At 63.5% G+C, this 26417-nt stretch carries 25 protein-coding genes; 7 read left to right on the top strand and 18 right to left on the bottom strand.

What is annotated here, in order from left to right; genetic code table 11:
• The first annotated feature begins 53 nt into the window (after positions 1–53).
• Positions 54–3800 (top strand): DUF3857 domain-containing protein, encoded by a 3747-nt coding sequence (locus WKV53_RS02250; RefSeq protein ID WP_341402717.1) that lies wholly within the window; start codon positions 54–56, stop codon positions 3798–3800.
• 13 nt (positions 3801–3813) lie between these two features.
• On the opposite strand, the gene WKV53_RS28605 is transcribed toward WKV53_RS02250, so the two are convergent.
• The 4 genes from WKV53_RS28605 to WKV53_RS02235 form a co-directional block, all read right to left on the bottom strand.
• Positions 3814–4233: an HNH endonuclease gene (locus tag WKV53_RS28605; protein WP_345789627.1), complete on the bottom strand. Its 420-nt coding sequence runs from the start codon at positions 4231–4233 to the stop codon at positions 3814–3816.
• 5 nt (positions 4234–4238) lie between these two features.
• The gene (locus tag WKV53_RS02245; RefSeq protein WP_341402716.1) at positions 4239–4460 is read right to left on the bottom strand and encodes a hypothetical protein; all 222 of its coding nucleotides are present in this window, start codon (positions 4458–4460) and stop codon (positions 4239–4241) included.
• 49 nt (positions 4461–4509) lie between these two features.
• Positions 4510–5391 carry a polyprenyl synthetase family protein gene (locus WKV53_RS02240; RefSeq protein WP_341402715.1) on the bottom strand — a complete coding sequence of 294 codons (882 nt, stop codon included), beginning with the start codon at positions 5389–5391 and terminating at the stop codon, positions 4510–4512.
• A gap of 111 nt (positions 5392–5502) precedes the next feature.
• A complete protein-coding gene (locus tag WKV53_RS02235) occupies positions 5503–6504 on the bottom strand; it encodes an aspartate-semialdehyde dehydrogenase (protein WP_341402714.1) in 1002 nt (333 codons plus the stop codon).
• 227 nt (positions 6505–6731) lie between these two features.
• On the opposite strand from WKV53_RS02235, the gene WKV53_RS02230 reads away from it, so the two are divergent.
• From WKV53_RS02230 to WKV53_RS02220, 3 genes are all read left to right on the top strand, one after another.
• Complete coding sequence (locus tag WKV53_RS02230) at positions 6732–8141, top strand: sugar transferase (RefSeq protein WP_341402713.1); 1410 nt, start codon at positions 6732–6734, stop codon at positions 8139–8141.
• Between the two features lie 76 nt (positions 8142–8217).
• Positions 8218–9144, top strand: coding sequence for a ribose-phosphate diphosphokinase (locus WKV53_RS02225; protein WP_341402712.1), 927 nt, complete (start codon positions 8218–8220; stop codon positions 9142–9144).
• A 477-nt stretch (positions 9145–9621) separates the two neighbouring features.
• On the top strand, positions 9622–9999 hold the full coding sequence (locus WKV53_RS02220; RefSeq protein ID WP_341402711.1) for a hypothetical protein: 378 nt from the start codon (positions 9622–9624) through the stop codon (positions 9997–9999).
• On the opposite strand, the gene WKV53_RS02215 is transcribed toward WKV53_RS02220, so the two are convergent.
• The 7 genes from WKV53_RS02215 to WKV53_RS02185 all read right to left on the bottom strand — a co-directional run bounded on the left by WKV53_RS02215 (position 9968) and on the right by WKV53_RS02185 (position 18825).
• Positions 9968–10375 (bottom strand): NADH-quinone oxidoreductase subunit A, encoded by a 408-nt coding sequence (locus WKV53_RS02215; RefSeq protein ID WP_341402710.1) that lies wholly within the window; start codon positions 10373–10375, stop codon positions 9968–9970. The two genes, WKV53_RS02220 and WKV53_RS02215, sit on opposite strands and share 32 nt — an antisense overlap.
• Before the next feature lie 89 nt (positions 10376–10464).
• Complete coding sequence (locus tag WKV53_RS02210; protein WP_052573795.1) at positions 10465–10773, bottom strand: hypothetical protein; 309 nt, start codon at positions 10771–10773, stop codon at positions 10465–10467.
• Positions 10774–10939: 166 nt separating this feature from the next.
• Positions 10940–11287, bottom strand: coding sequence for an aspartate 1-decarboxylase (locus WKV53_RS02205; RefSeq protein ID WP_341402709.1), 348 nt, complete (start codon positions 11285–11287; stop codon positions 10940–10942).
• Between the two features lie 89 nt (positions 11288–11376).
• Positions 11377–17370, bottom strand: a complete 5994-nt coding sequence (locus WKV53_RS02200) for an RCC1 domain-containing protein (RefSeq protein WP_341402708.1) — start codon at positions 17368–17370, stop codon at positions 11377–11379.
• A 212-nt stretch (positions 17371–17582) separates the two neighbouring features.
• Complete coding sequence (gene rpmB / locus WKV53_RS02195) at positions 17583–17846, bottom strand: 50S ribosomal protein L28 (protein WP_341402707.1); 264 nt, start codon at positions 17844–17846, stop codon at positions 17583–17585.
• Positions 17847–17926: 80 nt separating this feature from the next.
• Positions 17927–18460: a DnaJ domain-containing protein gene (locus WKV53_RS02190; RefSeq protein ID WP_341402706.1), complete on the bottom strand. Its 534-nt coding sequence runs from the start codon at positions 18458–18460 to the stop codon at positions 17927–17929.
• A complete protein-coding gene (locus WKV53_RS02185) occupies positions 18460–18825 on the bottom strand; it encodes a HesB/IscA family protein (RefSeq protein WP_341402705.1) in 366 nt (121 codons plus the stop codon). Before WKV53_RS02185 ends, WKV53_RS02190 begins: the two co-directional genes overlap by 1 nt.
• Before the next feature lie 87 nt (positions 18826–18912).
• On the opposite strand from WKV53_RS02185, the gene WKV53_RS02180 reads away from it, so the two are divergent.
• On the top strand, positions 18913–19734 hold the full coding sequence (locus tag WKV53_RS02180) for a patatin-like phospholipase family protein (protein ID WP_341402704.1): 822 nt from the start codon (positions 18913–18915) through the stop codon (positions 19732–19734).
• A 5-nt stretch (positions 19735–19739) separates the two neighbouring features.
• Here the strand turns inward: WKV53_RS02180 and WKV53_RS28600 are convergent, their stop codons facing one another.
• The 4 genes from WKV53_RS28600 to WKV53_RS02165 all read right to left on the bottom strand — a co-directional run bounded on the left by WKV53_RS28600 (position 19740) and on the right by WKV53_RS02165 (position 21026).
• Positions 19740–20003 carry a type II toxin-antitoxin system RelE family toxin gene (locus tag WKV53_RS28600; RefSeq protein ID WP_345789626.1) on the bottom strand — a complete coding sequence of 88 codons (264 nt, stop codon included), beginning with the start codon at positions 20001–20003 and terminating at the stop codon, positions 19740–19742.
• Positions 19984–20178, bottom strand: coding sequence for a hypothetical protein (locus WKV53_RS02175; RefSeq protein WP_341402703.1), 195 nt, complete (start codon positions 20176–20178; stop codon positions 19984–19986). The genes WKV53_RS28600 and WKV53_RS02175 overlap by 20 nt, the downstream gene beginning before the upstream one ends.
• Before the next feature lie 63 nt (positions 20179–20241).
• The gene (locus WKV53_RS02170; protein WP_341402702.1) at positions 20242–20745 is read right to left on the bottom strand and encodes a YcxB family protein; all 504 of its coding nucleotides are present in this window, start codon (positions 20743–20745) and stop codon (positions 20242–20244) included.
• Positions 20746–20777: 32 nt separating this feature from the next.
• Positions 20778–21026, bottom strand: a complete 249-nt coding sequence (locus WKV53_RS02165) for a hypothetical protein (RefSeq protein ID WP_341402701.1) — start codon at positions 21024–21026, stop codon at positions 20778–20780.
• A gap of 119 nt (positions 21027–21145) precedes the next feature.
• On the opposite strand from WKV53_RS02165, the gene WKV53_RS02160 reads away from it, so the two are divergent.
• Positions 21146–22675 (top strand): xylulokinase, encoded by a 1530-nt coding sequence (locus WKV53_RS02160; RefSeq protein ID WP_341402700.1) that lies wholly within the window; start codon positions 21146–21148, stop codon positions 22673–22675.
• A 75-nt stretch (positions 22676–22750) separates the two neighbouring features.
• Here the strand turns inward: WKV53_RS02160 and WKV53_RS02155 are convergent, their stop codons facing one another.
• Positions 22751–23350 (bottom strand): OmpH/Skp family outer membrane protein, encoded by a 600-nt coding sequence (locus tag WKV53_RS02155; RefSeq protein WP_341402699.1) that lies wholly within the window; start codon positions 23348–23350, stop codon positions 22751–22753.
• 157 nt (positions 23351–23507) lie between these two features.
• Here WKV53_RS02155 and WKV53_RS02150 point away from each other — a divergent pair, with 157 nt between their 5' ends.
• Positions 23508–24758 (top strand): hypothetical protein, encoded by a 1251-nt coding sequence (locus WKV53_RS02150; protein ID WP_341402698.1) that lies wholly within the window; start codon positions 23508–23510, stop codon positions 24756–24758.
• Between the two features lie 127 nt (positions 24759–24885).
• On the opposite strand, the gene WKV53_RS02145 is transcribed toward WKV53_RS02150, so the two are convergent.
• Complete coding sequence (locus WKV53_RS02145) at positions 24886–25698, bottom strand: CHAD domain-containing protein (protein WP_341402697.1); 813 nt, start codon at positions 25696–25698, stop codon at positions 24886–24888.
• Between the two features lie 66 nt (positions 25699–25764).
• Complete coding sequence (locus tag WKV53_RS02140) at positions 25765–26346, bottom strand: hypothetical protein (RefSeq protein ID WP_341402696.1); 582 nt, start codon at positions 26344–26346, stop codon at positions 25765–25767.
• Positions 26347–26417: the final 71 nt, after the last annotated feature.

Genomic DNA, 26417 nt, shown 5'->3' with positions numbered 1-26417 from the left:
GGGTATTCGCGGGACAAAGCTGGCCCGTCACGCCGCTTTACCCCCGTCCCTGCATGAAAATCCGCTACGTTCTCCTGGCATCCGGTTCGCTGCTCGTCCTTTCGCCGAACCTCCACGCGCTTCAAGTCCCGCCGGAGATTTCGGCCATCGTTTCGGCGGCCCAGACGATCACGCCCGAGCGTTTTCCGAATGCGGACACGGTGGTGCTGGAGAATATCCAGCATCTGGACGTGAATGCCGAGGGCGGCGCGGTGCGCAAGGCTTTCACCCGGACGAAGGCGCTCACCGAGAAGGGCCGGCGCGACCTGCTGACCTTCTCGACTTCGTTCAATACCGACTACGGTTATGCGAAGGTCATCTCGCTGAAGATTGTGAAGCCGGATGGCTCGGTGGTGACGCTGGACCCGGCCAAGCAGTCGGCGGTGCAGCAGGACCCATCGAGCGGGTCCATGAACATTTACGATCCGGCGGAGAAGATGCTGGTGGCTTCGATTCCCGGCGTGCAGGTCGGAGATCTCGTCGAGATCGAGACCGAGGAAGGTGAACCGAAGGCCCGGATGAAGGGCGGCTTCTCCGACATCACCACGCTGGAGGACGAGGTGCCGGTGCTGCATCGCAGCTATACGGTGGTGACGCCGAAGTCGCTGCCGCTCGCGCGGATCCTGATCAAGGATGGCGACGACAGCGGGCTCAAATTTGCAAAGACGGAGAAGGGCGACACGATCGAGTATGCGTGGGAGGCGAACGAGACGCCGCAGATCATTCCCGAGCCGCAGATGCCTTCGTCGTATCTGTGCGTGCGGCGCTTGCTGGTGAGCACGATTCCCGATTGGGAGACGGTTTCGCGGTGGTACTGGGACATTTCCGAGCCGCATTTCAAGATCACCGATGACATCAAGGCCAAGGCGACCGAGGTGGTGAAGGGCATCGATGATCAGGAGGAGCGCATCCGTGCGATCTACAAGTTCGTCTCGCAGGAGATCCGCTACATGGGGATCACCACGGAGACGGAGGCACCCGGCTACGAGCCGCACGATGTGTCGCTGACCTTTTCCAAGCGCTATGGCGTGTGCCGTGACAAGGCCGCGCTGCTGACGGTGATGCTGCGCGCCGCGGGCTTCGACGCCTTTCCGGTGCTGATCATGGCCGATGGCACTCCTCTCGACCAAGAGGTGGCGATGCCCTACTTCAACCATGCGATCACTGCCATTCGGGATGAGAAGGGTGCAGTGCGCCTGATGGACTCCACGAACGAGAGCACGAAGGATATCTTCCCTGCCTACCTCGCCAACTGCAGCTACCTGGTCGCGGATCCGAAGGGGGATACGCTTCGGGTTTCGGCGGTGCCGGATGCGGCCGGTAATATGCTCTCGGCGGAAACGAATCTGACCGTGCGCAAGGATGGCTCTGTCTCTGGTGAAACGGTGGTCGATTTTGGCGGCATCAATGACACGGCCTACCGTGGTTCGTTCGCGGAGACGAAGGTCGATGACATTCGTCGCTTCATCCAGCGCAAGCTTGCCGCCATCGTCCCCGGCCTGGAGCTCGAGGAGATGAAACTGGAGCCCGAGAACCTCATGGATACCGACCAGCCGATGAAGCTGCGCGTGCGCTACACCGCGCCGGATTTCCTGGTCGACCGCGATGGCAAGGCGTTGCTGCGCACGCCCTTCGTTTCGCAAGCGCTCGGGTTGGTTTCCAGCCAGCTGGCCGACGCCACGTCGCTCGAAAAGCGGCGCTTCCCGGTGAAGCTCGACTTGCTCGCCGGGGTGAAGGAACGCGTGACCGTGACGCTGCCGGAATCCGTGGGAGCGACGCTCGCGCTGCCTGCGGACAAGACGATCGATGACGCGAACCTGCGCTACTCGCGCAGCACGCGGCGTGAAGGGAGCCAGCTGGTGGGTGAGTTCGACCTGCGGATGAAGCGTCTCGAAATTCCTGCGTCTGACTACGATGCCTTGCGTGCCGACTTGCGTGAGATTTCCCGTGCCGGCCGCCGCAATGCGCTGGTCTCGACCGATTCCGGAGTGAAGCCCGACCTGCAGGTGCTGCAGCAGAAGACGACCGTGACGGTTGCCGATGCTCACTCGTATTCCGTGCGCATCGAAGAGCGCTCGAAGGTGCTCACCTACGCGGGCAAGAAGGATAACGCGGAACTCAAGCTTTCCTGGAACAGCTCCAATCCCGAGCCGGTGCTGGAACATGCGACAGTGACCGACAAGGATGGCGTGCGCCACGAGGTCGCGGAGAACGAGATCAACGTGCTCGATGCGGATTGGGCCGCTTCTGCTCCACGCTATGCTCCATCGCGCACGAAGGTCATTTCACTTCCGAAGGTGGAGGAGGGTTCGGTGATCGATTACGCCTACACGACGGCCTATCAGAATCTAACCGCTGTTTCCTGGTCAGAGATTTTCGCGAGCACGGATGCGGTGGATGCGGACGAGCTTGAGATCATTGCGCCCGCTTCGCTGCCGCTGCATGTGGACAATCGTGCGGGGGCCAAGGTTACCAAGGACGGCGATACGCAGCGCATCACTGTGAAGCGCCGCTTGCTGCCGATCGCGCGCGAGTCCGGGCTTGCTCCTGCGAAGACCTGGGCACCGCAGCTTGCCTTCACCACGATGCGCGATGATGCGGCCTATGCCGAGGCGCTGCGGCCGGTGCTGGCTGCGAAGTGCCAGCCGGATGACGCGGTGAAGAGCAAGGCCGCGGAGCTGGTGGCCGGGCTTCAGAGCGATGCGGACAAGATCGTGGCGCTGCGGAATTTCGTGGCGAAGAATATCCGGCAGGCCGGTCCCGACTGGGGTGAGATTCCGGTGTCGGGGCTTTCCGGTGCCGCCCCGACGCTTGCGGATGGCTATGGTGGTGCGGCGGACCGGCAGTTGCTGTTCGTGGCACTGCTGCGTGCTGCTGGCTATGATGCCACGCCGGCGCTATTCGCGACGGATGAGCTGGCTGTGGTTACGCGCCGTCCTTCCGAGGCTCTTCCCCAAGGTTACTACACCACGCTTGGTGCGCGGCTGCGGCTTCAAGATAGCCCGGTGGACTTCTCCTATCTTTCGCAGTACGCCGACTGGCGGGTGAATGCGAGCGATGGCGATGTGGTGCTGCCGCTCGACAGCGGTACGCCCGAGCGGGTGAAGTCGATCGCGAATGACTCGACCACGAGGTATTCCATCGTGATCGACGAAGACGGCGATGCGAGGGTCGACTATTTGTCCGAGGTACGCGGCGAAGGCGCCACGCGCTTCACGGCCTGGGCCTCAGAGGTCACGCCGGAGGATCTCAGCCGTCATTTTCAATCGCTGATCACCGGGCTCTCGCGCGATGCTACGCCGCGGGGCGAACCGGTGATTGAAAAGGGCGCGGTGGGGAGACTTGGCTACGGCGCGAGTGTCGACGACTTCGCGGTGGTGCAGGGCGATCTGGCCTATTTCGACCTTCCGGGTGGTGGTGGTGAGATCTTCGAAGGCGCCAATGAAACGGCGCGCCGTCTTCCCTATGCGCTGGGTGCCCAACGGAACTCCCGCAATGTGTGGACGGTGGATCTGCCGAAGGGATGGAAGCTGTCCGGCGAGCCGAGCAGCATCGATTGGGATGGTCCGTCCGGTATCGGGCACGTGACGCTTTCCGTCAGCAGCGAGCGCCGCGATGATGGTGGCCTGCGTCTGGTGTGGACGCGGGAGGTGGCGTTGAAGGCGGCGGTGGTTTCGCCGGAAGCTTTCCCTGCGCTCGTGGAGCTCAATCGCCGGATGAAGGCGACGGATACTTGGAGGGTGTTGTTGGAGCGGGAGTAAAGGTGCTCTGCTGTCAGGCGTGTGTGGGCGGCGGGTGTCTTCCTAGCCGCTCTTCGAAACCGCGGATGACGAGATGCTCCGGGCTATTCAGATCGAGCGCTTCTACGGTTGCCCGACCAACCGGTGTTCTTCCGACGACCCGCCTCCCTGACCATCGAAAGTGGCGCGTCCACAAGTCGCTGCGGGGATGGTAAAGGGGCACGATTTTGCCGGTCTTGGCATCGGTTGCCGAGCGGCGCGCGCCTTTCCTCAGAGAACAATGGATGCAAGCAAGTGCGAGGTTCTCCAGGATGGTTTCCCCTTTGGCGATCTGAGGCACGACGTGGTCGACGTGAAAAGTGGCTGCCTGCCCGACTGAGGCCAGGCCGCAATACTCGCAGCGTCCTTGGGCTCGCTTCGTGACTTCACGCCGCAATTTCGCGGAAACGGCCACGGTCGTCAGGCCTTGGCGGCTTTCACTTGAGCACCAAGTTTAAGGATGGACAGGGTAGTGGCGATTCCGGCAAGCGCCTCGGCCTCTTTCTTTTCTGCGGGAGTCAAACGACCGCGAAGCCCCTGCTCATCCAACAGGTGATGCAAGCGATCATCGAGCGCTTTGGGAAAGCGCAAGGTGGCAAGCCGAGCAGGCATTGGGACCGTAAGTTCAACCGTTCGGCTCATGGCGTGACATGACCCTAGTTCAAAGGGCCTGCCGTGGCAAGCTGGCCGATCAATACTCCCGCTTCAGCAGGTACTCTGCGATCTCGCGGAGGCGCTGGGCTTTTTTGCCGAAGGGGAGGAGGGCGTCCATGGCTTCGGTGGTGAGCTTGGCGGCTTCCTTGCGAGATTTTTCGAGGCCGAGGATGGCGGGGTAGGTGGCCTTTTCGACGGCGGCGTCCTTGCCGGCGGTCTTGCCGAGGACTTCGGTGGAGGCGGTGACGTCGAGGATGTCGTCGATGACCTGGAAGGCGAGGCCGAGGGCGCGGCCGAAGATGCTGAGCGCTTCGAGTTGCTTCTCGGTGGCGTTGGCGGTCATCGCGCCGAGGCGGATGGAGGTCGTCAGGAGCGCGGCGGTCTTTGCCTCGTGGATTTTGACGAGCTGGGCCTTGGTGAGCTTCTTGCCTTCGCCTTCGAGGTCCATGACCTGGCCGCCGATGAGCTTGGTGGAGCCGCCGGTGAGGGCGAGTTCGGCGACGTAGCTGCCGACGGGGTAGCGCTTGGCGGGGTGAGTCTGCGCGAGAATGAGGAAGGCTTCTGTTAGAAGGGCGTCGCCGGTGAGGACGGCCATGCCTTCGCCGTAGACCTTGTGGCAGGTGGGGCGACCACGGCGCAGGTCGTCATCATCCATGCACGGGAGGTCATCGTGGACCAGCGAGTAGGTGTGGAGGATTTCGACGGCGCAGGCGGGTGGGATGGCGGCTTCGGGATCGCCGCCACAGGCTTCGGCGGCGGCGAGGCAGAGGATGGGACGGAGGCGCTTGCCGCCGGCGAAGACGGTGTAGCGCATCGCGGCATGGATCGTGGCCGGTTTCTCCTTGGCCTTCGGCAGGAAGGCATCGAGCGCGGCATCGACTTCGGCGGCGCGGGCGGCGAGATAGGCTTTGAGATCCATGGCGGAGTTGAAGAAGGCGATGATGTCACCGCCAAGACGCAAAGGACGCCAAGTTACTCAAGAAAGAAGTCCTTCCTCGGTGAACTTGGCGTCTTGGCGGGGTCTCTATGATCAGAGAATTTCGGCGATCTGGACGGCGTTGAGCGCGGCACCCTTGCGGACCTGGTCGCCGACGACCCAGAGGTCGAGGGCGTTGTCGAGGACGAGGTTCTTGCGGATGCGGCCGACGAGGCAGTCGTCCTTGCCGGTGGTGTCGAGTGGCACCGGGAAGACCTTGTTTTCCGGATCATCGACGAGTTGGACGCCGGGCTTGCCTTCGTAGGCGGCACGGGCGGATTCGACGTCGACGGGCTTTTCGAAGACTGCGGTGATCGAGACCGAGTGCGAGCGATAGACCGGGACGCGGACGCAGGTGCAGGAGACCTTGAGGTCATCGTGGCCGAGGATCTTGCGGCCTTCGTTGAGCATCTTGAGCTCTTCCTTGGTGTAGCCGTTGTCGGTGAAGGAATCGACCTGCGGGATCACATTGAAGGCGATCTGGCGGGGGTAGACCTTGGGCTCGAAGGGCTGGCCGGTGGCGATCGCCTTGACCTGCTCTTCCAGCTCGATGATGCCCTGCGCGCCCGAGCCGGAGACGGCTTGGTAGGACGAGGCGATGATCGACTTGAGGCCGAACTTCTCGTGCAGCGGCGCGAGCGCCATCAGCGAGATGATGGTGGTGCAGTTCGGGTTCGCGATGATGCCCTTCGGGTGATCCTTCGCGGCGGCCGGATTGATCTCCGGCACCACGAGCGGGACGCCCTCGTCCATGCGGAAGGCGGACGAGTTGTCGATCACGACGGCACCGGCAGCTGCGGCGGAGGGGCCGAATTCCTTCGAGATGCCGCCGCCGGCCGAGAACAGCGCGATGTCCACGCCGGCGAAGCTGTCGTGGGTGAGTTCCTGCACGATGATGTCTTCGCCGCGGAACGGGATGCGTTTGCCGGCCGAGCGGGCTGAGGCCAGCAAGGTCAGTTTACCGACGGGGAAATTCCGCTGTTCGAGACAGAGTAGCATTTCCTCGCCGACCGCTCCGGTGGCGCCTACGATAGCGACGTGCTTGGGTTCGCTCATGATTTGGAGGGCGGGACTGTAGGGGTGAAAGGCGGCATGGCAATCCCTAGAATCGTGCTGGGGTGAGCGGGGGCTGGGACACGGCCATGCGTGTTTTCCCGCATGGCCTGCGCGGGTGACGAAGCTGTCGCGGGGGATGCCGTGTTTACGTGATTGCCTTGGAATGCTGGTCCGGCCAAGCTCTGCGCGACTGCCCGAAGTCGCCCACGCCTCTCCTCATATTGCCGATGTCCACCGGACGCAAACAGGCCTTCTCGGTCCAAGCGCTGCAGCTCTTGGATGCTGCGTTTGTCTGGCTGGGGTTCTGGATTGCATCGGTCCTCCGCGATCCGATTCGCGGGTTGGTGGGGATGGAGCCGATGGGGGGGCGTTCGATGCTGGCGGACATGAGCTGGGTGCTCTACATCGCGGTGCCGTTCACGCCGCTGGTGCTGGAGCATTTCGGTTTCTATGAGCACGTCCGGCGGAAATCCCGGCACAAGGCGATCCAGCAGATCGCGAAGGCGCTGGCGATCATGGGGCTGGTGCTGGGTTTGATTTCGGTTTTCTCCCGCCTGCAAGATGCGAGCCGCCTGATCTTGGGCATTGGCGCGCCGATCGTGGGTTTCCTGCTGCTGCTGCGTGACCGGGTGACGCGGAGGCGAATGGTCATTCTGGAGCGTGACGAAGGCCGCCGCGAGCGGGTGGTGCTGGCGGGATCGGTTGAGGATCTGGACGAGCTGATCCAGGAACTCGACCCCGAAGCGACCGGTGGCTGGAACATCGTGGAGCGCTTCGATCTTTCCACCCGGCCGGTGGAGGATCTGTATGAGCTTTTGAAGGTGGAAACCGTGGAGCGGGTGATTTTCGCGACGCGGCGGACGGCCTTCGACAAGGTGGCGCAAGCCGTCGAGGCCTGCGAGCTGCAGGGCGTGGAGGCATGGATCGCGGCGTCCTTCATCCGCACCCAGATCGCGCGGCCGGTTTTCGACTCGATCGGGAACAAGCCGATGCTGGTCCTGCGCTCGACGCCGGAGCTGAGCTGGGAGCTGTTGACGAAGGAGGCCTTCGACCGGTTGGGTGCCTTGTTCCTGATCATTTGCAGTTCGCCGCTGTGGCTGATCGCGGCGATTGGGATCCGGCTGACAAGCCCGGGAGCGCCGATCCTTTTCTGCCAGAAGCGTGCGGGCCATTACGGCAAGCCCTTCCGGATGTGGAAATTCCGTACCATGGTGCCGGATGCCGAGGCGCTGCTGGAGAAGATCAAGGCCGAGCATGGCAACCAGATGGACGGGCCGGTTTTCAAGCTGGACCGCGATCCGCGCATTTTCGCGTTCGGTGGCTGGTTGCGGAAGCTGAGCATCGACGAGCTGCCGCAGCTGCTCAACGTGCTGACCGGCGACATGAGCCTGGTGGGTCCGCGGCCGCTGCCGCTCTATGAGGTGGCCGCCTTCTCGGAACTGGCCCATCGTCGCCGGCTGAGCGTGAAGCCGGGCATCACCTGCGAGTGGCAGGCTGGCGGGCGGAACAAGATCACGAGCTTCGAGCAGTGGGTGGAAATGGACCTTCAGTACATCGACAACTGGTCGCTGTGGCTGGATTTCAAGATCCTGCTGAAGACGATTCCGGCCGTGTTGCTCGGCAAGGGAGCGAAGTAATTCCCCGCGGGGCGGGAATTGGCCTTGAGGAAGGCGGCACTACCGGCGGACGATGCGCCCGCCCCGTCGCTCCCGCATGAAACTGATCAGTGGAACCGCCCACCGCGCGCTCGCCGAGCGCATCGCCGATACCCTTGGCTCGAAGCTCGCCGATGTCCACGTCACGGCGTTTCCGGACGGTGAAACTTTCGTCAAGATCAACGAGAACATCCGCGGGGACGATGTCTTCATCATCCAGCCGAGCTGTCCGCCGACGAATCACAACATCATGGAGTTGCTGATCATGGTGGATGCCGCCCGCCGTGCGAGCGCCGGCCGGATCACCGCCGTGATGCCCTTCTTCGGCTACGCCCGCCAGGACCGCAAGGACCAGCCGCGAGTGCCGATCACCGCGAAGCTGGTGGCAAACCTGCTCACCTCCGCGGGCGTCGGCCGGGTGCTGACGATGGACCTGCATGCGCCGCAGATCCAAGGCTTCTTCGATATCCCGGTGGATCATCTCTACGCGAAGCCCGCGCTGATCCACTACCTGCGCGAGCGCCATCCGGATACCTCGAACCTCTGCGTGGTGTCTCCTGACGTGGGTGGAGTGAAGATGGCTCGCGCGTATGCGGATGCCCTCGGCGTCGATCTGGCGATCGTGGCCAAGCACCGGATCAGTGCCACCCGCGTGGAGGCGATGAATGTGATCGGTGAAGTGGAAGGGCGTGACGTGATCCTGATCGATGACATGACCGAGACTGCCGGCACCTTGACCGCCGCCGCCGAGATTCTCGGCAAGAGCGGTGCCCGCCGGATCTTCGCCTGCGTGTCGCATGCGGTTCTCGGCGACCTCGGGCGTGAGCGGATCCAGAAATCGGTGATCGAGGAAATCATCACCACCGACTCGGTGCCGCAGGCATCGGGCGATAAGGTTCAGGCCGTGGGCATCGCGCCACTGCTGGGCGAGGCGATCCGCCGCATCAATGGCGGCCAGTCGGTGACATCGCTGTTCGAGGTCTGAAGACCTGCGAATCTCAAAACGAAAACGCCGCGTGGAATCGCCATTCCGCGCGGCGTTTTTTCGTCGAGCCCTCCGGGAGATTCCTGGATGGACACCGTTGGGGAGAGCACCGGTGTCCGATGGAATTGCCCGGAAGGAGCGGGAGGGAAAAATCCGTGCCGGGTGTTGCCAGCCGACGTGTGCAGGGTGCACTTGTTCCGGGTCGGCTGATATTACGCTATCGCGGAGGATCGTCTAACAGCTCTGCCGCCGGCCGCGTGGTCCCGAAATGGGAAGCCCCCGGACACTAGAGGGGGGAACCGTTCCAGTGTCCGAGGGCCGTGTCCCAAATGCATGGGGGGCTGTGCAACTATCCCTTACGCCGCAGAGCATGTCCGATTTTCCCCCGGTCTGCCATTACGCGATCGCGGCGATGTGACGAAAATGATGCCTCGGTGGCGGCTTTCTTTCCCTCACAGGAAAACCCTAGGTTTCAGCATGCTCGGTGCGCTCAAGGACAATCTCGCCTCGCGGGCGGCGAAAAGCATGCTCGCCGGCCGCATCGAACGCTATGGCCAGCTCACCGAGCTGCGGATCCGCAGCAAGGAGAAGATGCTGCTGGTGCAGGTGATGCTCACCGGGGAGGCGGATGAGATCATCATCGTCGTCGACCGCTACCGCATCATGCCTGCGGAGGGCGGGAAGATCGCGATTGTGATCGAGGCGATCACGGCATCGCGCGAATGGCTCCAGCTGGTGCTGGAAGACTTCGTGGTCGGGCAGGCGATCCCGATTCCGGCGGTTGCGGCGATGGCGCTGGGGAAGCCGGATGCGGCGGCCCCGATCAGTTCTTCCACGTCAGAGCGCCCTTCTTGAGCGCATAGACGTAGGCCACGGCGAGAACGCCGGCGAAGGCTGCCATGGAGATCAGCGGGATGGCATTGCCACCGCTGACGAGGTCGCGGAACTGGACGGCCCATGGGTACATGAAGACCACTTCGATGTCGAAGATCACGAAGAGCATCGCGACCAGGTAGAACTTCACCGAGAAGCGCGGGGCGCCGTCGCCGATGGGAAGCATGCCGCACTCGTAGGCGCTGTCCTTGGTGGCATTGCGGCGAGCGGATTTGCCGAGCACCACGCTGAGGGTGAGGCTGACCGCCGCGAAGCCGATGGCCACGAGGATCTGGATGAAAACGGGAAGGTACTGGGACGACATCCGGCCCGGGTGATAGGAGCCGGAGCGCGGCATGGACAGAAAAAAAACCCGCGCCGGGTTGCGGCGCGGGTTTTATCAAAAGGGAGGGCAAACAACGGGTGCTGGTGAGGCACCCCCGTGGCTCAATCTTCCTGCTGCTGGGCGAGGTACTCGCTCGACGCCTCATGGACACGCTTGGTGCCCTTGTATTCCTTGCCGATTTTCTCGACGAGGCCGCGGGTAACCAGGTTCTGGAGTTTCTCGTAAGCGCGCAGGCGAAGCATCTCTTCGCCGCCGCTCACGGCGTTGCGGACCTTGAGGTTGTCGAACACTCGTTCGAACAGGTCATTGAAGCCAAACACCTTGTCTTCCGCGAGGACGTTGCAGAGTTCATCCGTGACGTGATCAGGAAGCCGGCGTGAAAACCGGGTGCGTTTCGTGGTGGTTGCCATAGCGGCGCGATCATAGCAGCAAAGTGCCATTCGCGCGACCCAAAAAAAGTCCGCTATTCAAAAAACTCGTTAAGTTTTCTCAAGTAAATAATTTTAAACAAAATGACTCTTTCGTGTCGGATGACGGGATCGGTAGTGTTTAAAGCGAAAACTTGACGATTTGGGCTTAGCGTCCGTCGCGCAGAATGCGATTTTCTTCGTCCAAGACGACCTTTTTGGCGAGGACTGGAGCATCCGAGAGGCCAAAAGCCATGATGGCGACTCGTTCGCCTTTCTTAATACGATGGGCGGCTCCGCCGTTGATGAGGATATTGCCAGTGCCGGGGATGCCGGGCTGGACGTAGGTCTCGAGGCGGTTGCCGGTGGTGATGGAGGCGACGAGCACCTTTTCACCGGGCCAGAGGCCGACGGCGTCCATCAGGTCGGTGGGGATCTCGATGCTGCCTTCGTAGTCGACGTCGGCGGCAGTGATCATTGCCCGGTGAAGCTTGGATTTGAGCACCTGATGGAGCATGGCGGGCGGGAAGAAACCGATGCGTCCGGCAGGCGTCAAGCGGCAAGCGGCGGGAAAGAGTCCCGCCGATGCCGCTTGCCCGCGGGGGATCAGGGGCGGGTTACCTTGAGGTGGACGAACCGGGCTCCTTCCGAGCCAGCGGGGAGGGTGGCCACCACGGTTTCCAGTGTTCCATCGTCAGCGACCACGGTTTCGCTGATACCATTCGAACTCCATTGGCCCGTGAGCGTGTCCGACCACTCGACGGTGTAGATCACGTCGGCTGCTGCCAGTTTGTTCCGGGTGTAGGTGAAGCCGATGATTCCGGCGACCGGTGGAGAAACCGGTGTTTCAACCGTGCTGCTTTTGGTGGGGTCGGCTCCGGTGGCGTACTCCAGCAGGTTTTCGATGCCGTCACCGTCGGGGTCGGCGTCGTCTGCGGCACTGCCGGTGTCTTCGGTGGACTCGAAGTACTGCTCGCGCCACTCGCTGATGGGCTGGGTGCCGACTCCCGTGAGGGTGATCGCATAGGCTGGCTCATCCGCATCATTGCTGGTGATGTGGAGGGTCGCTTCACGCACGCCCTGGGTGGTCGGAGTGAAGGTGATGGTCAGCGTCTGCGTTCCACCGGGAGTGAGGGTGGTGCCGCTGTTGCTGCTGACGATGCTGAAGTCGGCGGCGCCGAGGCCATCGATGGTGGCACCGATGTTGCCGAGCAGGTCGTCGCCGGTGTTGCGGATCGTGATCGCGGCGGTCTTGTGCTTGGTCGGCTGGACCGGGCCGAAGTCCTGGCGATAGACCTCGCTGGCGGCCAATGTCGTGCCGGTCTCGTTTTCGACCACGATTTCCGGAGCAGGCGGGGCGTAGGCGATGACGAGGGAGTGATAGCCTTGCATGCTGGCCGTAACCAAGGTTCGGCCGGCAAGCACGCCGCTCATGTCCACCGCGGCGGGGAGGTTGATGTCTGCTTCATTCCCATTGCCATGCTGGCCACCCGAGCCCATGCCCCAGGTGTAGAGCTTGCCATCGGTGGTCCGCACCATCGAGGCTCCGCCGGCGGCGAAGATCTGCGCGAAGGTCTTACCGGCGAGCACGCCGCTGGTGTTCACGAGCACCGGGGAGGAGCGACCGATGTTGGTTCCGTCTCCAAGGTTGCCGTAGAGATTGGCTCCCCAGGCGTGGAGCTGGTTGTCACTGGTCAGTGCCAGGTGATGGTAGTCATTGCCCGAGATCGCCGTCACTGTCTTGCCGGTGAGGGTGCCATTTACGGCCACCGGCGAGAAGCGCTCGGTGGTGGTGCCGTCGCCGAGGTAGCCGTTGCCATTGAATCCCCAGGCATAGACCTTTCCGTCGCTGGTGAGCACCACGTTGTGATAGTAGCCGCAGCTGATTGCGGTGATGGTCTTGCCGGCGAGCAAGGTGCCAGCGGTGTTCACCGCCACCGGAGAGAGGCGGGTGGTGGTGGTGCCATCGCCGAGGATCCGGTTGTAGTTGCTCCCCCACGCATAGAGGGATCCATCCGAAGCCAGGGCGAACGAATGGGCGAAGCTGCAGGAGATCACTGTGATGGTCTTGCCGGCCAAGGCGCCTTGGACGAGCTGCGGCGTGCTGCGATCGGTCGTGTCGCCGAGGCCGAGCTGGCCGGTGAAGTTCTCGCCCCAGGAGTAGACCTTGCCGTCCGACGTCAGGGCCAAGGTGTGCTGGAGACTTGGCGCAAGCGTGGTGACCACCTTGCCGGCCAAGGCTCCGCTCATGTCCACGGCGACCGGTTCCTTGCGATAGATCGTGGTGCCGTCGCCGAGCTGGCCCGAGGCGTTGTATCCCCATGAGTAGACTTTGCCATCCGCGGTGATCGCATGGCTGCGCTCACCCGTGGCAAACACCTGGGTGACCTGTCGGCTGGCAAGTGCTCCGGTCATGATGACCGCGACCGGTGTGAGCTTGTCGGCATTGGTGCCATCGCCGATCTGGCCGTTGTCGTTGTCTCCCCATGCGTAGAGCTTGTTGCCGACGGCGGAGTAGCCGGAGCCGCTGAGTGCGATGTCGAAGGGGCTACGCGGGCCGTCATTGCTGACGATGTGAAGCACGGCAGCGCGAGCACCGGAGACCGTGGGTGTGAAGGTCACATTGAAGGTAAGCGGGGCGCCCGGTGCGAGGGTGGTGGAGCTCAGGCTAGGAGGAGCCGCGAACTCCGATGCATTCGCGCCGTCGACCGTGACGGCCAGGCCTGCTAGAGGCGCGGTGCCGGTATTACGCAGTGTGATTGTCTTCGTGAGCGAGGCACCGAGAGTCACTGCTCCGTAGGTCACGGTGCTATTGCCGTCAGCGAGGGCGCTGCCCTCCGGTTGCTCCACCGCGATCCGTGGCAGCGGCGTGACATTCAGCAGCGTAACGGAAGCCGAGACCGCGGTGCTGTCATAGGTCCAGTCGCCGTTGCCGATGCCGATCATGAAGTCGACGGTGTCGCCCGCGGCGGCGGAGACGACCTGGGTGTGCGAAATGCCATCGCCGCGGTAGCTGTTCACGTAGCGCTTGTCGGGTGGCGTCAGTTCGGTGGCATTGTGGAAGACATGGACGTCCACGGTGGTGGGGCGGGTGTCCGCACCGGCGAAGCTGCCGGAGACCGCGTATTGTCCGGTTACGGGGGCGGTCCAGCGCAGGACGGGGCGTTCGCCGCCCGAGCCCGGGCCCATGCCGAACTGGCGACCGAGCCAATCGTAGCGCGTGCCGCCGCTATCCCGGTAGTGGTAGGTCTCCAAGGTATTCAAGGTCATGGAGGCGTTTGCCGACCAATAGGAAAGCGGGTCGGAGGTGTTAGGTCCGCCCATCAAGGTGGCAGCCGCCGGATTGTAGGTGCCGCTGAGGGCATCAGCTGGCTGCTGGCGATAGCTCCAGGCGCCCGCAGGATTCGCGGTGAGCGAGAAGTCGCGGGCGGCATCGTGGTGGGCTTTGCCGCCGGTGCCGGCGTGGTGGAGCGCGGAGATTTCCGCAGCGCTCAAGGCGCGGCTGTAGAGGGCAAGTTCATCGATCGAGCCGGGGAAGGGGCCGGAGGGATTCGACTCGGTGTAAGTGTCGGTGATGGTGGCGCCGATGCTGAGGATGCCGGTGACCGCCGGACGAGTGGCGGTGTAGGATCCGGCGTAGGCTTGGACGCCATTCAGGTAGAGGCGGATCTGCGAGCTGCCGATGGTGGCCGCGATGTGGCTCCACTGGTTGAGCTGAACGGGTATGGTGGTGGAGACGCTCGACCAATCGCCATTCCGGGATGCGAAGGCGAGGCTGCCGTCTGCCTTCAGATAGAGGACGTAGCAGCAGGCGAGATTGTCCGACGAGCGCTTGCTGATGATGGTCGGCTCGCTTGCCGAGGTGGCGGTCGGCTTGACCCAGCCTTCGATGGTGATGTCACCGGTGATGTTCTGCGAGGGATCGTGGGCGACTTGGATGAAGTCATTCACGCCATCGAGGACGAAGGCCCTGCCGACTTTGCCGGGGCCGTAGTTTTGGCCGATGGTATTGGTCGAGCCGAGGGAGGTAGGCCCGTTCTTCATGGAGCCATGATTGCCGCCGATGATGTCCGCGAGGGTGCTCTCCGCGGACCACCAGGAGACGAGTGAGCTGGGAACCGCGATGGGATTCTCGATCGTGCCGCTGAAGGTGCGATTGGCGGTGGCGCCGTTCGCGTCCGTGACCTTCACGGTGAAGGTGTAGGGGCCATTTCCGGGGGTGCCGGTGACCAGGCCGGCGGTCGGGCCGGAGCTGGAAAGCGTGAGGCCGGGAGGCAGGGCTCCGGAGAGAATGGTGAAGGTGAAGGGAGCGGTGCCGCCGCTCACCTGGAGCTGGCCGCCGGTGATCGGAAAGGTTAGGCCGAGGGTGGGCACGAGGTCCGGAGCGATGGTGGCGCGCAGGGAGATCGAGCCGCTATTGTCGCCCCAGCCGAGCGGGGAGCCGTGGTAAAGGGTGCCGTCATTGCCATCCGGATAGCCGAAGTAGAGCTTCTCCGCTCCGGCCGGGATGGTGAATTGCTGGAGCGCACCGGCAGCGGTCATGCCGTCGCCGATGAAGAAGACCTGGCCGAGGGCGGGGGCGAGGGTGGTGAAGTTTTCGCCGATCTGATTCGCGGAGAAATCCAGACGTGCGGGAGGAGATGCGGGCTGGGTGCCTGCGAGGAACACGCCGACGAGAGCCGGTGTGTTGTTGCCATTCAGGTAGCCGGAGATGCCGCCGACGGCGGTGAGGTCGCAGGAACGGCCGGGGGTGTGTGCGCCATCGGGGCCGCTGAAGTCGGCGGCGGTATTGAGGGTGCCGTGGATCTTCGGGAAACGTAGGACTTTGCCGCCGAGGCCGGCGAGGTTTATGGAAGGGGGGAGGGAGCCGCCTTGGGTGGAGCTGGCCAGGCCTGCATCGAAGATGTTCGAGCGGGCATGGATCGAGGAGACGAAGAAGTTCCGCTCGCCTGCGCCGAGGGTGGGCAGCTCGATGATGCCGCGGTAGTTCGATGTCTCGGGGTAGCCGGCGACTTTCGTATCGTGCCAAGTGCCGGTGCTGCTGACGTTCAGAAGCATCATGCCGTAGTCCTCGCCGGCGCCGAAGTAGTTGTTCGGTTCGCCGGGGTGCCAGCGGGTGTAGGAGAGGTTTTCGCCGCTGACCCACTGCCATCCCTGCGCGGGCTCCATGGCAGGGGCGGGGGAGATTTGTTTCAGGCCGATGTACCAGCCTTCCGGATCGGGGAAGGTCTGGGCGACGAAGTCGTTCTCGTCGGAGTTGCTGAAGGTCTGGCCCGGGGTGCTGCCGAAGCTGACCAGATAGCCGCCGAGGCTGGCGGCTTCGGTCTGGACCTGCTCCCAATCTCCGCGGGTGGCGGAGATGCCGTAGCGGTGGCCATTCGTCCACTCGACGAAGAAGGGTTTGGTGGGCACCACGTCGCTGTTAGAGACGCGGGTTGCCGCTGCGGAGATCTCCGAGACGAGGATGGGGGTGGAGCTGTTAGGGCTGGAGCCGCAGACCGCGAAGCCGTAGCCGGTGCGCTGCGAAACCGGGAGTGTGGTGAGGTCGAAGGTATAGTAAGGCTGGCCGGTGGCATTGGCGGCGTGGCGCACGGCGAGTACCGGCAGGCGCTCGTAGCGATCGTCCGCCACCGGGTTGATCGAGCCAGGATCGGAGTTGTGGCGGAGCAGGTAGAGGCTCGGCGGTTGAGCGAAGTCGTTGGTGGCCGTTACGTCGATCCGCGTGGAGTCGAAGCGGGTGGCTTTTCCGCTATTGGCATTTTCGAGATAAAGGAGGCCCCCATACTGGTAGGGGTAGCCACCGCCGGTCAGCTCGAAGGTGGCTTGATCCGCATCGCCGGTGACTCCGTCCGTGGCCATGCCGTAGCAGAGTCCGCGGAAGTCCTGGTAGCCGTTGAAGAAGGCCCAGTTTGGTGAACCGAGCGGGCTTGAAAGGAGATTGGTGGGGACTGCCGTGTTGCCGTTCACGATCCAAGCCACCAGACCGGTGCTGTCGGAATTCGCGCCGTCCATCCCCAAGGCACCGAAGTCGATGGTCGTGCCTGGCGACACATTGAGTGTCACGTCGAAGGGTATGGGCTTGGGAATGGTGACCTCGACCGAGGGCGTGGGCACGGGATCCTGTGAAGGGACGATGGTGGTGCGCTCGCCCGAACCGTCTCCATCGGGATCCGCCGTGACGAAGACGTGGGTGAATCCGCTGTTCAGTTCAAAGAAGCGTCCCACCACGCGCACTGGACCGGATACCAGCGGCTCGCCCGCGGAGGCCACGGTGTAGCGGCGGACGACCGTAGTGCCACCCAAGCCGGGATGGATGTCGAATTGGCTCTGGGCGGGGGTATTGCCGCCGTCCGAGCCATTCCAGTATTGGCCGGAGGGATTGGTGACCGGGAACATTCCGGCCGTGCTAAATGGGCCGCTGGTCCCCGTGTTTGCCGGATAGTAGCCGTAGTTGAATCCGCCGACCGGGTTCTGGGCGGTCGATGAGACATGGCCGGAATTCGTCCAGTCGATGTGGGTGGCGGCGATGATCTCGGCGCGGGTGGTCCCGGCACAGAGCAACGACAGGGCGAGCGCGCAGGCGCGATCAGCAGGTTTCATTTCTGGGGAGGGTGAGGGGGTTAGCAGGAGGAGTTTGCCATTCTCCCTCTTCATCGACATCCCTCGCCGAACGTCTCACCGGCTCCTGAAGAAAAGTGATATTATGCGTCTTGCACGGTGGTCGAGGTCGGGAGGCTCGTCTCTGGCCGCAAAAGCAAAAGGCCCGGAGTTTCCTCCGGGCCTTTTGGCAAAAATGATTTGGGAGCCTGATCTCAGACGAGACCTGCGTCCTTCAGGGTCACGTAGGCACCATTCTTGTTGATGGTCTTGATGGCCTTGGCGCTCAGGGTGAGGCGCACGAAGCGATTCAGCTCGGGCACCCAGATGCGCTTGGTTTGAAGGTTCGGAGCGACCTGGCGCTTGACGACCTTGGTGACGTGACGGCCGATACCGCCCTTTTTCTTGGCGAGACCGGAACGGTTGATTTTGCCGCCGGAACGGACTCGGCTTCCTCGGATGCTGCAGACTCGGGCCATGGTAGGAAAGGGGTTGCTTACGCGGGGCGGGGAGAATGGCCGGGTAACCCGGAGCGTCAAGGCAAATTCTTTGGGAGAAGTTACCAGAGGGCGGCGAAGCGGGATTTGAGCTCGGCTTGCCATTTTTCGAGGAAGGCGAGGTCGCGGGCGGTGCGCCAGGGGTCGCCGGCGCCGGACTCGATGGCGGGGAACTGGGCTTCTTCGGCGGCGGTGGAGGCGGCGACGTCGTCCAAGGCGGCTTCCAAAGCCTCGCGGGTTTGCTGGACGGCGGGCTCCAGCATGGCCTTGGCGAGGGCGCTGAGGGCGGACTCGCGGCGCTTGGTGACGGCGTCGGCCTGCTGGAGGACGGTGCCGACTTTTCCGAAGAGATCGACGAGGCCGGGGGAGATGGCGCCGCGTTCGTCGCCGGTGAGGTTTTTCGCGGCCAGCCAGGCGCGGAGGCGTTTGGACGGGCGGGAGAGCTGGGCGAAGGCTTCCTGGACCTTGGCGAAATCCTCGCCGGTGCCGCCGGCGTCGGGGTGGTCGCGTTTTCCGGCTTCGCGGAAGGCGGCGCGTAGTTCCTCCTCGGAGATCGCCAGTTTTGGCTCCAGGCCGAGGGTTGTGAACGGGTCCATCAGGCTGCGAAACTTTCGCCGCAGGAGCAGGTGACGACGGCGTTCGGGTTGCTGACCTTGAAGCCGCCCTGCTGGAGATCGTCCGACCAATCGAGCTCGCTGCCGCTGACGAAGAGGGCGCTCTTGGGGTCGATGACGACGTTCACACCGTTGCTGGGGACCATGATGTCGCGGTCGCGGGGGCCATCGACGAGGTCCATCTTATACTGCAGGCCGCTGCAGCCGCCGCCGATGACGGCGATGCGGAGCCCGCCTTCGGGGCGGCCCTGCTTTTCGAGAAGACCGCGCAGGTGGGCGGAGGCCGCGTCCATGACACGGACCAGCTTCTCGTTCCCGATCTTGAAATTCACCGCCGTGGCCGACATCGCGGCGGGACCATCGCCTGCCGCGTGCCCGCTGGAAACTGAAAACTCGCCACGGCGGCGGGGATGCCTACGTTCCGCGCGCCGCCCATGGAGCACCCTGTCACGCCCGGTCTCGCTGTCGCCCTCGGATCCTCATTCCTGGGCTACTATGCGCATGCGGGGTTTTTGAATGGGCTGGCGGAGGCGGGTTTGCATCCGGCGCGGATTTCGGGGGCCTCGGCGGGGGCTTTGGCCGGCTCGCTACATGCGGCGGGGATTCGCGGGGAGGATTTGAAGGCGGCGGTGCTGGATTCGGGGCTGCGGTGGTCGTTTTTCGACTGGATGGCTTTCCTGCGTTTGCCGGGGGTTTGCACGTCCTTCTGGTCTTCCGGGTTGCTGTCGGGGAAGCATGCGGTGAAGAAGCTGCGTGGCATTCTCGATGGGGTGGATCTTTCCACGCTGGTGTCACCGGTGATGGATATCGCGGTGACGGACGCGGATCTGCATCGGACGGAGATCCTGAGGAGTGGTCCGCTGGCGGAGCTGATTGTGGCGAGTTGCGCGGTGCCTTGCCTGATCGGGATCCAGCGGGTGGGGGACAAGCGTTACCTTGATGGCGGGGTGGCTTGTGAGGTGCCATTCGAGCACTGGCTGGATGATCCGGAGATCGATACGATTGTGATCCATCGGATTCGCCATGAGGAGAATAGCGGGCCGGCGGTTTCCTGGGAGACGATCGCGACGGCGATCGGGGCTTCGCATCAGACGGTCTGCAATGAGCTGCACCGGCATCGCACGGAGTTGGCGCGGATGAAGGGCAAGCGGCTGATTGAGATCGATACGACGACTCCGGTGCCTGGGATGCTTAGCCAGGGGAGGGCGCCGCTTTGTTATGAGCGGGGGTTTGAGTCGGGGAAGGCGGGATGGTGAGGGAACTAGTCCCGGTAAATATCCTTCCGGTGACCCACGCGAACGATTTCCACGAGGATCACCTCATCGAAAACTTCGTAGACCACACGATAGTCGCCCACCCGGAGACGATAGGCGAAATCGCTGCCGCTTAGCTTTTTGCATCCGGCGGGTCGCGGTTCGTCGCTTAACGATTCGACTGCCCGTACGATGCGCCCGACGACTTCAGGTGGAAGTTTTCGCAGATCCTTCGCCGTCGATTTTCGCCACTCAATCCGATAAGAGGCCATCGGCGCGGAGTTGTTGGAGAAACTCTTCGTGCGGGATAGTTGGCTCGCTCCGGCGATCGGCGATAGCGGCCAGATCGTGGAGGTCCTCGAGAAGGTTCTCGTAATCGGCGATTTCCATCACGACTCCGGTGCGTGCCCCGTGCTCATCAGTAATGAATTTCACCGGATGGCTCATGCAGGCAATCTACCCGTCTCGCGCGCTCAGTCGAGCCCGCGTTCGTTGGTAATCCCGTGAAACTCAGGCTCCTTTCACCGGAATCTTGCCGGCTAGGAAGCGCAGGAGTTCCTCGAGATTTGGAACGACGAATTTTGGGAAGTAGAAGTAGGCACCCGGAACGGTCTTCAGGAGGATGTGGTGCTTGGTTACCTCGGTGTGGGCGAACTGCTTCCACTCGATGAAGCTCCGGTTGAGGCCTGAGCGGACATTAAGGCCCAAGTCTTCGAACTCGTATTCCACAGTGGCTCGCAGGGCTTCGAGCTTGTTCCAGCGCTTCTTGATGGAGGCGTGGATCGAGACTGCGAAGAGAAGGGCGAGGAGGGGGATCGCGACATTCATCAGTCCGATCTCAATGTGTGCCTCAGGATTGCTCTGTTTCACCAGATACCAAGCGGCAAACGGCTGGATCAGGGCGCCCAGTGTCACCACTCCGCCGAGGATGATGGCGAGCTTCAGTTGCGCCCAGAGCACGTGCCGGCTGAGGGTCAGGTAGTCCCGGAAAACCGGCTGGTAGGTGAAGCTCATGGTGAGCTCGGAAGCGGGGGCCGGAGATGCAGTCAGGATTCGTCCTCAGCGAGGATCTTATCGATCTGCTCGACCCATTCCCATGGGCAGCGCTTGCGCTGATACTTGCGCCAGAGGACGTCGCGGAGTTCTGCCCAGACTTCCTTTGGCACGGGGTCGATCGGTTGCCAGTCGGGGTCGGTCTTGAGGGTGGTCTGGAAAGACCAGCGGTTGGCATGGCGGGACGCGCGCCAAAAGCGCAGGCCTTCTTCGGTGCGTTCGCGCCATTCGTGGGACTCCATGCGCGGAGGGTGGGAGCGGGAAAGGAGCCTGCCAAGTGCCAATCCACGACAATCCATCACGGCGGTGATGCCGAGATTCGGGCTGGCCAGTGGTGGAGGTGAAACGGTTAATTCGTCCCATGTTCCTCGGTCTCGATTCCTCGACCCAATCGCTTTCCGCCCTCGTCATCGATCCCGCGCGTGGCGAAATCGTCCGTGAAGTCTCGGTCAATTTCGGAGCGGCTTTGCCCACCTACAACTCGCCCAGCGGCTTCATTCCGGGGGGCAAGGGGGGCGAGGTGCATGCCGACCCGCGGATGTGGATGGAGGCGCTCGATCTGGTGTTCGAGAAGCTCGCGGATGGGTTCGATCTTTCGCAAATCACGGCCGTGGCGTGCTCCGGGCAGCAGCATGGCTCGGTCTATTTCGACGCCACGCTGGAGGCGCGGCTTGCCGCCTTGAGTGCCTCGGAATCGCTGGAGAGCCAAGTTGCACCGGCGCTGACCCGGGCGACGGCGCCGATCTGGATGGACACGTCCACGGGTGCCGAGTGCGCGGAGATTGCCGGGGCGGTGGGTGGGAATGCGGAGGTATGCCGGATTTCCGGTTCCATCGCGATCGAGCGTTTCACGGGGCCGCAGATCCGGCGCTTCTTCAAGCTGGACCCGGCGGCTTATCATAAGACGACGGTCATCCATCTGGTCAGCTCGTTTGTCGGCTCGGTGATGGCAGGCAAATCGATCGCGATCGACCACGGCGACGGGGCGGGCATGAACCTGCTCAACCTGCAGACGCTGGATTGGGATGATGCGCTGTTGGATGCGACGGCTCCGGGGCTGCGGGCGAAGCTGCCGGCGGCTGCCGCCTCGGCATCGATTGCCGGGCCGGTGTCGGGCTACTTCGTCCACAAGTACGGTCTGTCTAGTAGCTGTCAGGTGGTGCTTTCCACGGGTGACAATCCGTCCTCGCTGGTCGGCATGGGCGCGACCGCGCCGGGCACGATCGTCATTTCGCTTGGCACTTCGGATACTTTCTTCGCGGCGATGGAGAAGGCGGTGACCGATCCGCAGGGTTTCGGTCACGTCTTTGGCAATCCGGCGGGTGGCTTCATGTCGCTGATCTGTTTCCGCAATGGCTCGCTGGCCCGTGAGGCGCTGCGCGACCAGCTGGGACTCGATTGGGCGGCCTTCGATCAAGAGGGCCTGGCGAAGACGCCTGCGGGCAACGAGGGCAAGCGGATGCTGCCATTCTTCGGCCCGGAGATCACCCCGCGCCGTGACTTTGATGGGCCGGTCCGCAATTTCCCCGCGGAAGATCCGGCACCGGTGCAGGTCCGTGCGCTGCTGGAAGGCCAGTTCCTCAACATGAAGCTGCACAGCCAGTGGATCGGTGAGGAGGCGTCCCTGATCCGGCTTACCGGCGGGGCGTCGCAGAGCAATGGCATCGCGCAGCTGATCGCGAATGTTTTCCAGGCGCCGGTCGAGCGCTTCGCGATTGCGAATGGTGCGGGCCTCGGTGCTGCCCTGCGGGCGGCGCATGCGTGTGGCCACGACCTCGCGAAATTGCAGGCCGATTTCTGCAAGCCGGCCGCGGGTTCACGGCTGGAGCCGGATGCCTCGCTGGACGCGGTCTATGATCGGGCGCTGGCGGATTACCGTGCGATGCTTTGATCGCTGGCATCCCTCGTCATGCCCAGCTGAATGGCATGGGCATGACGGCCGAGGGGTGAGACCCCCGTCTGCTACTTACTTGCCGTCCTTGGCAGGAGCGGGTGCGTCTGCGCCGAGAGCCTTGAGAAGCGCGTCGGTGATGTCGGTGGCGTCCTTCGTGTAGAGGAGGACGGGCACCTGGGAGGTGCTGGCACCGGTCTTATCGAGGACGTAGTCGTAGCCCTCGGCTTCGGCGTGCTTCTGGACTTGGGCGCGGATCTTTTCGAGAATGTCCTTCATGCGGAGCTGCATTTGCTCGCTCATGGCGCGCTGCTTGCGCTGGAGGAATTCCTCGCCCTCGCGTTGCAGGGCTTCCACCTGCTGCTGCTTGGCTTGGCGCTCGGCGTAGAGGGCCTGCTTCTTGGCGTCTGCGATGGATGGGTCGCCGAGTTGCTTTTCCAAGGTATCCAACTCCTTCTTCGCGTCGTCGCGGGCGGCCTTGCGTTCGTCGACCTGCTTGATGACGCCCTTCTGTTCCTCATCGAACTTGGCCTTGGCTTCCTTGGTGGGGCCGTAGGCCATGAACAGGGCGGACATGTCCACGGTGGCGATCTTGAGGCGGGCGCTCTGCTGCGCGGCGGAAATCCCGCCGAAAGCGAGGGAAAGGGCGATGAGGGAGCGGAGCGTGCGTTTCATGGTTTCCTTGCGAACGATGCCGATGGGTATCAGCCCGCGGCGGGCAGTGGAAATTCTTTTCTCCGGGCCGGAGTGACCTTCCCGCCCGGTAAATTCGGCGTAAAGCGGCCGGAGCGGGCTTGTTTGCCGTCGCCGGGCGTGCTGATGGTTACGTGTTATGAAAACAATCTCCGCCTTGCTGTTGCTGAGCGCCTCCGCGGCGTCGGCCTACACGCTCCACGAGTGGGGCACCTTCACCACCGTCGCCGGTTCGGATGGCGTGCTACTCGCTGGCCTTGAAAGGGAGGAAGCGTCGCTGCCGATGTTCAGCTACTCCCATCTGGGACTGGAGAACGGGAATATCCCGCGCGGCATCGAGGAGGTGACCCGTCGTCATGGAGACACGCCGATCTTCGTCCGGATGAAGGGCCTCAACCGCCCGGTCCGGGGTGTCACCGTGAAAATGGAGACGCCGGTCATCTATTTCCACTCCGAGGAGGCCTTCGACGTCTCGGTGAAGGTGGGCTTCAACGGCGGGACGATCAGCCAGTGGTACCCCGACCGCACGGGCGGGGAAACCCTGCCGGTGCCCCCGAAACCCGTGGATCCGGAGAAGCCGCGGCCGATGGCCGACTGGAACCTGGACTTTTCCAAGCCGTGGAAGGGCTCGATCGAATGGCAGGGCCGGGTGCTTTCGCCGGCGGAGTCGCGGGAGGCGATCCTTTTCAAGCCGACAGAGTCATTCCAGTGGATGCGCCCGAGGATTCCGGAGGCGAATGTGATCCGCACTGCCAAGGGGGAAACCGAGGGCTTCCTTTTCTACCGGGGGGTCGGGGCCTTCGATCCCGGGCTGACCACGACGGTGAGCAATGATGATACGATCCACCTGCTGAACCGGACGGGCGGTGACATTCCGTTCGCCTTTGTCTTTGAAAAGACCGGTGGCACCACGCGTTGGAAGGTGATGAAGGACGGGCTGCGCGCGGATGCAGCGGCGGAGATCCCGACTTCCGGATTCTCGGAAGCGACGCCGGATTTCACCGTGGGCATGGTGGAGCCGGTGTATCGCGAGATGGTCGCAGGCTTGACCGCGACGGGGCTGCTGCAGAGCGAGGCGAGGGCAATGGTGGAGACGTGGTGGAGCAGCTACTTCGCCCAAGATGGCCTGCGCGTGTTCTGGGTGCTGCCGAATGCCAAGACGGAGGCGATCCTGCCGATGGAAGTGAGCCCGAAGCCGGAGAAATCGGTGCGGGTGATCGTGGGGCGGAGTGAGGTCATCCGCCCGGCGAAGGAGCGGGAGTGGCTGGCCATGTCCAGGGATGGGGATGAGAACCGGCGCAATGCGTGGGCCTATCTGTGTTCCGGCGATCGCTTCGGCGCGGCTTACAAGCAGCGGGTGGACGCGCTGGCGGCTACGGCGGCGAAGTAGGGTTGCCAGCGAGTGACTGCGTCATTCCGGCCGGGGACAGGCCGAACTGGAAAGCCAAGCGGCGATTTGGTTCGTGGCCCGGCCCCGCCGGAAGGGCGCAGCCCTTCCGCTACGGGGAATCCCGAGCTCAGTCGGCGTGCTTGAGCGCCGGGAGCAGTTCCTTGCGGATGAGAGAGATCGACTTCCGCCGGATCTTCTCCTGACGCTTGCGCAGGAGCTTCCAAGCCGCGGGGCAGATGCTGGGGGTGAAGCCGCGGGATTCCAGCCACGCGGCGAGGACTTCGAGGTCATTTTCGTCGCCGAGGCTGCTGGCGAGGTCTTCGGCTTCCTTTTTGCCGGGCAATTCCACCCCGGGAGCGGTGAGGGCCATGCCTCCGAGCCATGCCTTGGCGGCCTTGCGGCAGTCGTGGAAGTCCTCGTTGCTGACGCGCTGGAGGGCGCGCTTGAGGCGCTTGCGGAGCTGTTTTTCCAGCTTGTCCGCGCCGGATTCGGCGGCTTTGGAGAGTTCCTCGTCGGACTGGGTCTCGATCCGCTTTCGCACCTGCGCGAGCGCTGCCAGCGACCAATCGATGACTGCCTGTGGAGGGCGGCGGGTGGAGGCGTGGGCTTCCAACTCCAGCAGGGCGGCCGCGGCGGCCTCGGCCGAGCCAGCGGGGATGGGGCTGATGCCGAGGGATTGCCAGGTTTTCACCCGGACGGCGGCATCGCGAGTGCCGCCGAGCATGCGGCCGATCACGGCGATCCAGCGGATGCAGGGCTTCGGCTCGCCAGCCATGACGAGTGCGCCACGGAGCTTTTTGCCGGCCTTGCGGGTGAGGTGGATCTCGTCGCCGACGCGGCCGTGGGTGTCATTCAGCCCAATGAGCAGGCGCTCCATTTCGGCGCATGCGGCCATGATGGCCCCGCGGGCACCGGCAAAGGCTGACGGCTGTTCAGACATTCGGGCCTGTCACCTAGCAGCCCGATCAGCCCTTGTCAGCCATTCTTCAGTGACGGTCTTCCCCGTTTAGAACGACACGCTGGCGAACCAGCGGGCGACCGCTTCCGGGCCGTCATCGCCGCTTTCCGCGACCAGCCGGTAGTGGCCCTTGTTGCCGTCCGGACCCTTGAGGGTGAAGCCCTCGGTGCTGAAGGAGGCTCCGTCCGACCTGCTGTGGGCCGGTTGCTGGAACCAGCGGACCTTTTCCTCGGCGATGGTCACCGTGCGCCACTGCTGCTCGTGCTCGTAGCCGGTGAGGGTGTTATTGTGCATTTGCTCGCCGCCAAGCTTCGGCGGGGAAGAGAGCTTCGGCAGGGGATCTGCCATGCCGTAGATCATGAGGCGGGAGGAGGACTTCCCGGGATCGGCGTAGGTCAGGCAGTAGCCGCCCTCGCCATCGCGCTGGATCTTTGGCGCGCCCCAGACCTGCTCCAGCCCGCGCGCGCGCAGCACCGGGACCGTCACGCCGAGGAGGTCGGAGCCGGGCTTGAGCGTTCCGTCATGGGCGCTTGTAATATTTTCCCATTTCTCGAGCCGACCGCTGCCGCAGCCGGTCACGGCGAGGACGAACGAGATGGCTCCGGCAAGATTCAAGATGGCCTTTCCCATGCCCCACCGATAGCGGCCGCTTGCCCGCTGCCAAGCCGCCGGTGCGCGAATCCGCAAAAATCCCGGCTCGC

Source organism: Luteolibacter sp. Y139 (assembly GCF_038066715.1).
GTDB lineage: Bacteria > Verrucomicrobiota > Verrucomicrobiia > Verrucomicrobiales > Akkermansiaceae > Haloferula > Haloferula soli.
This window is presented reverse-complemented; position numbering and strand designations above follow the sequence as displayed.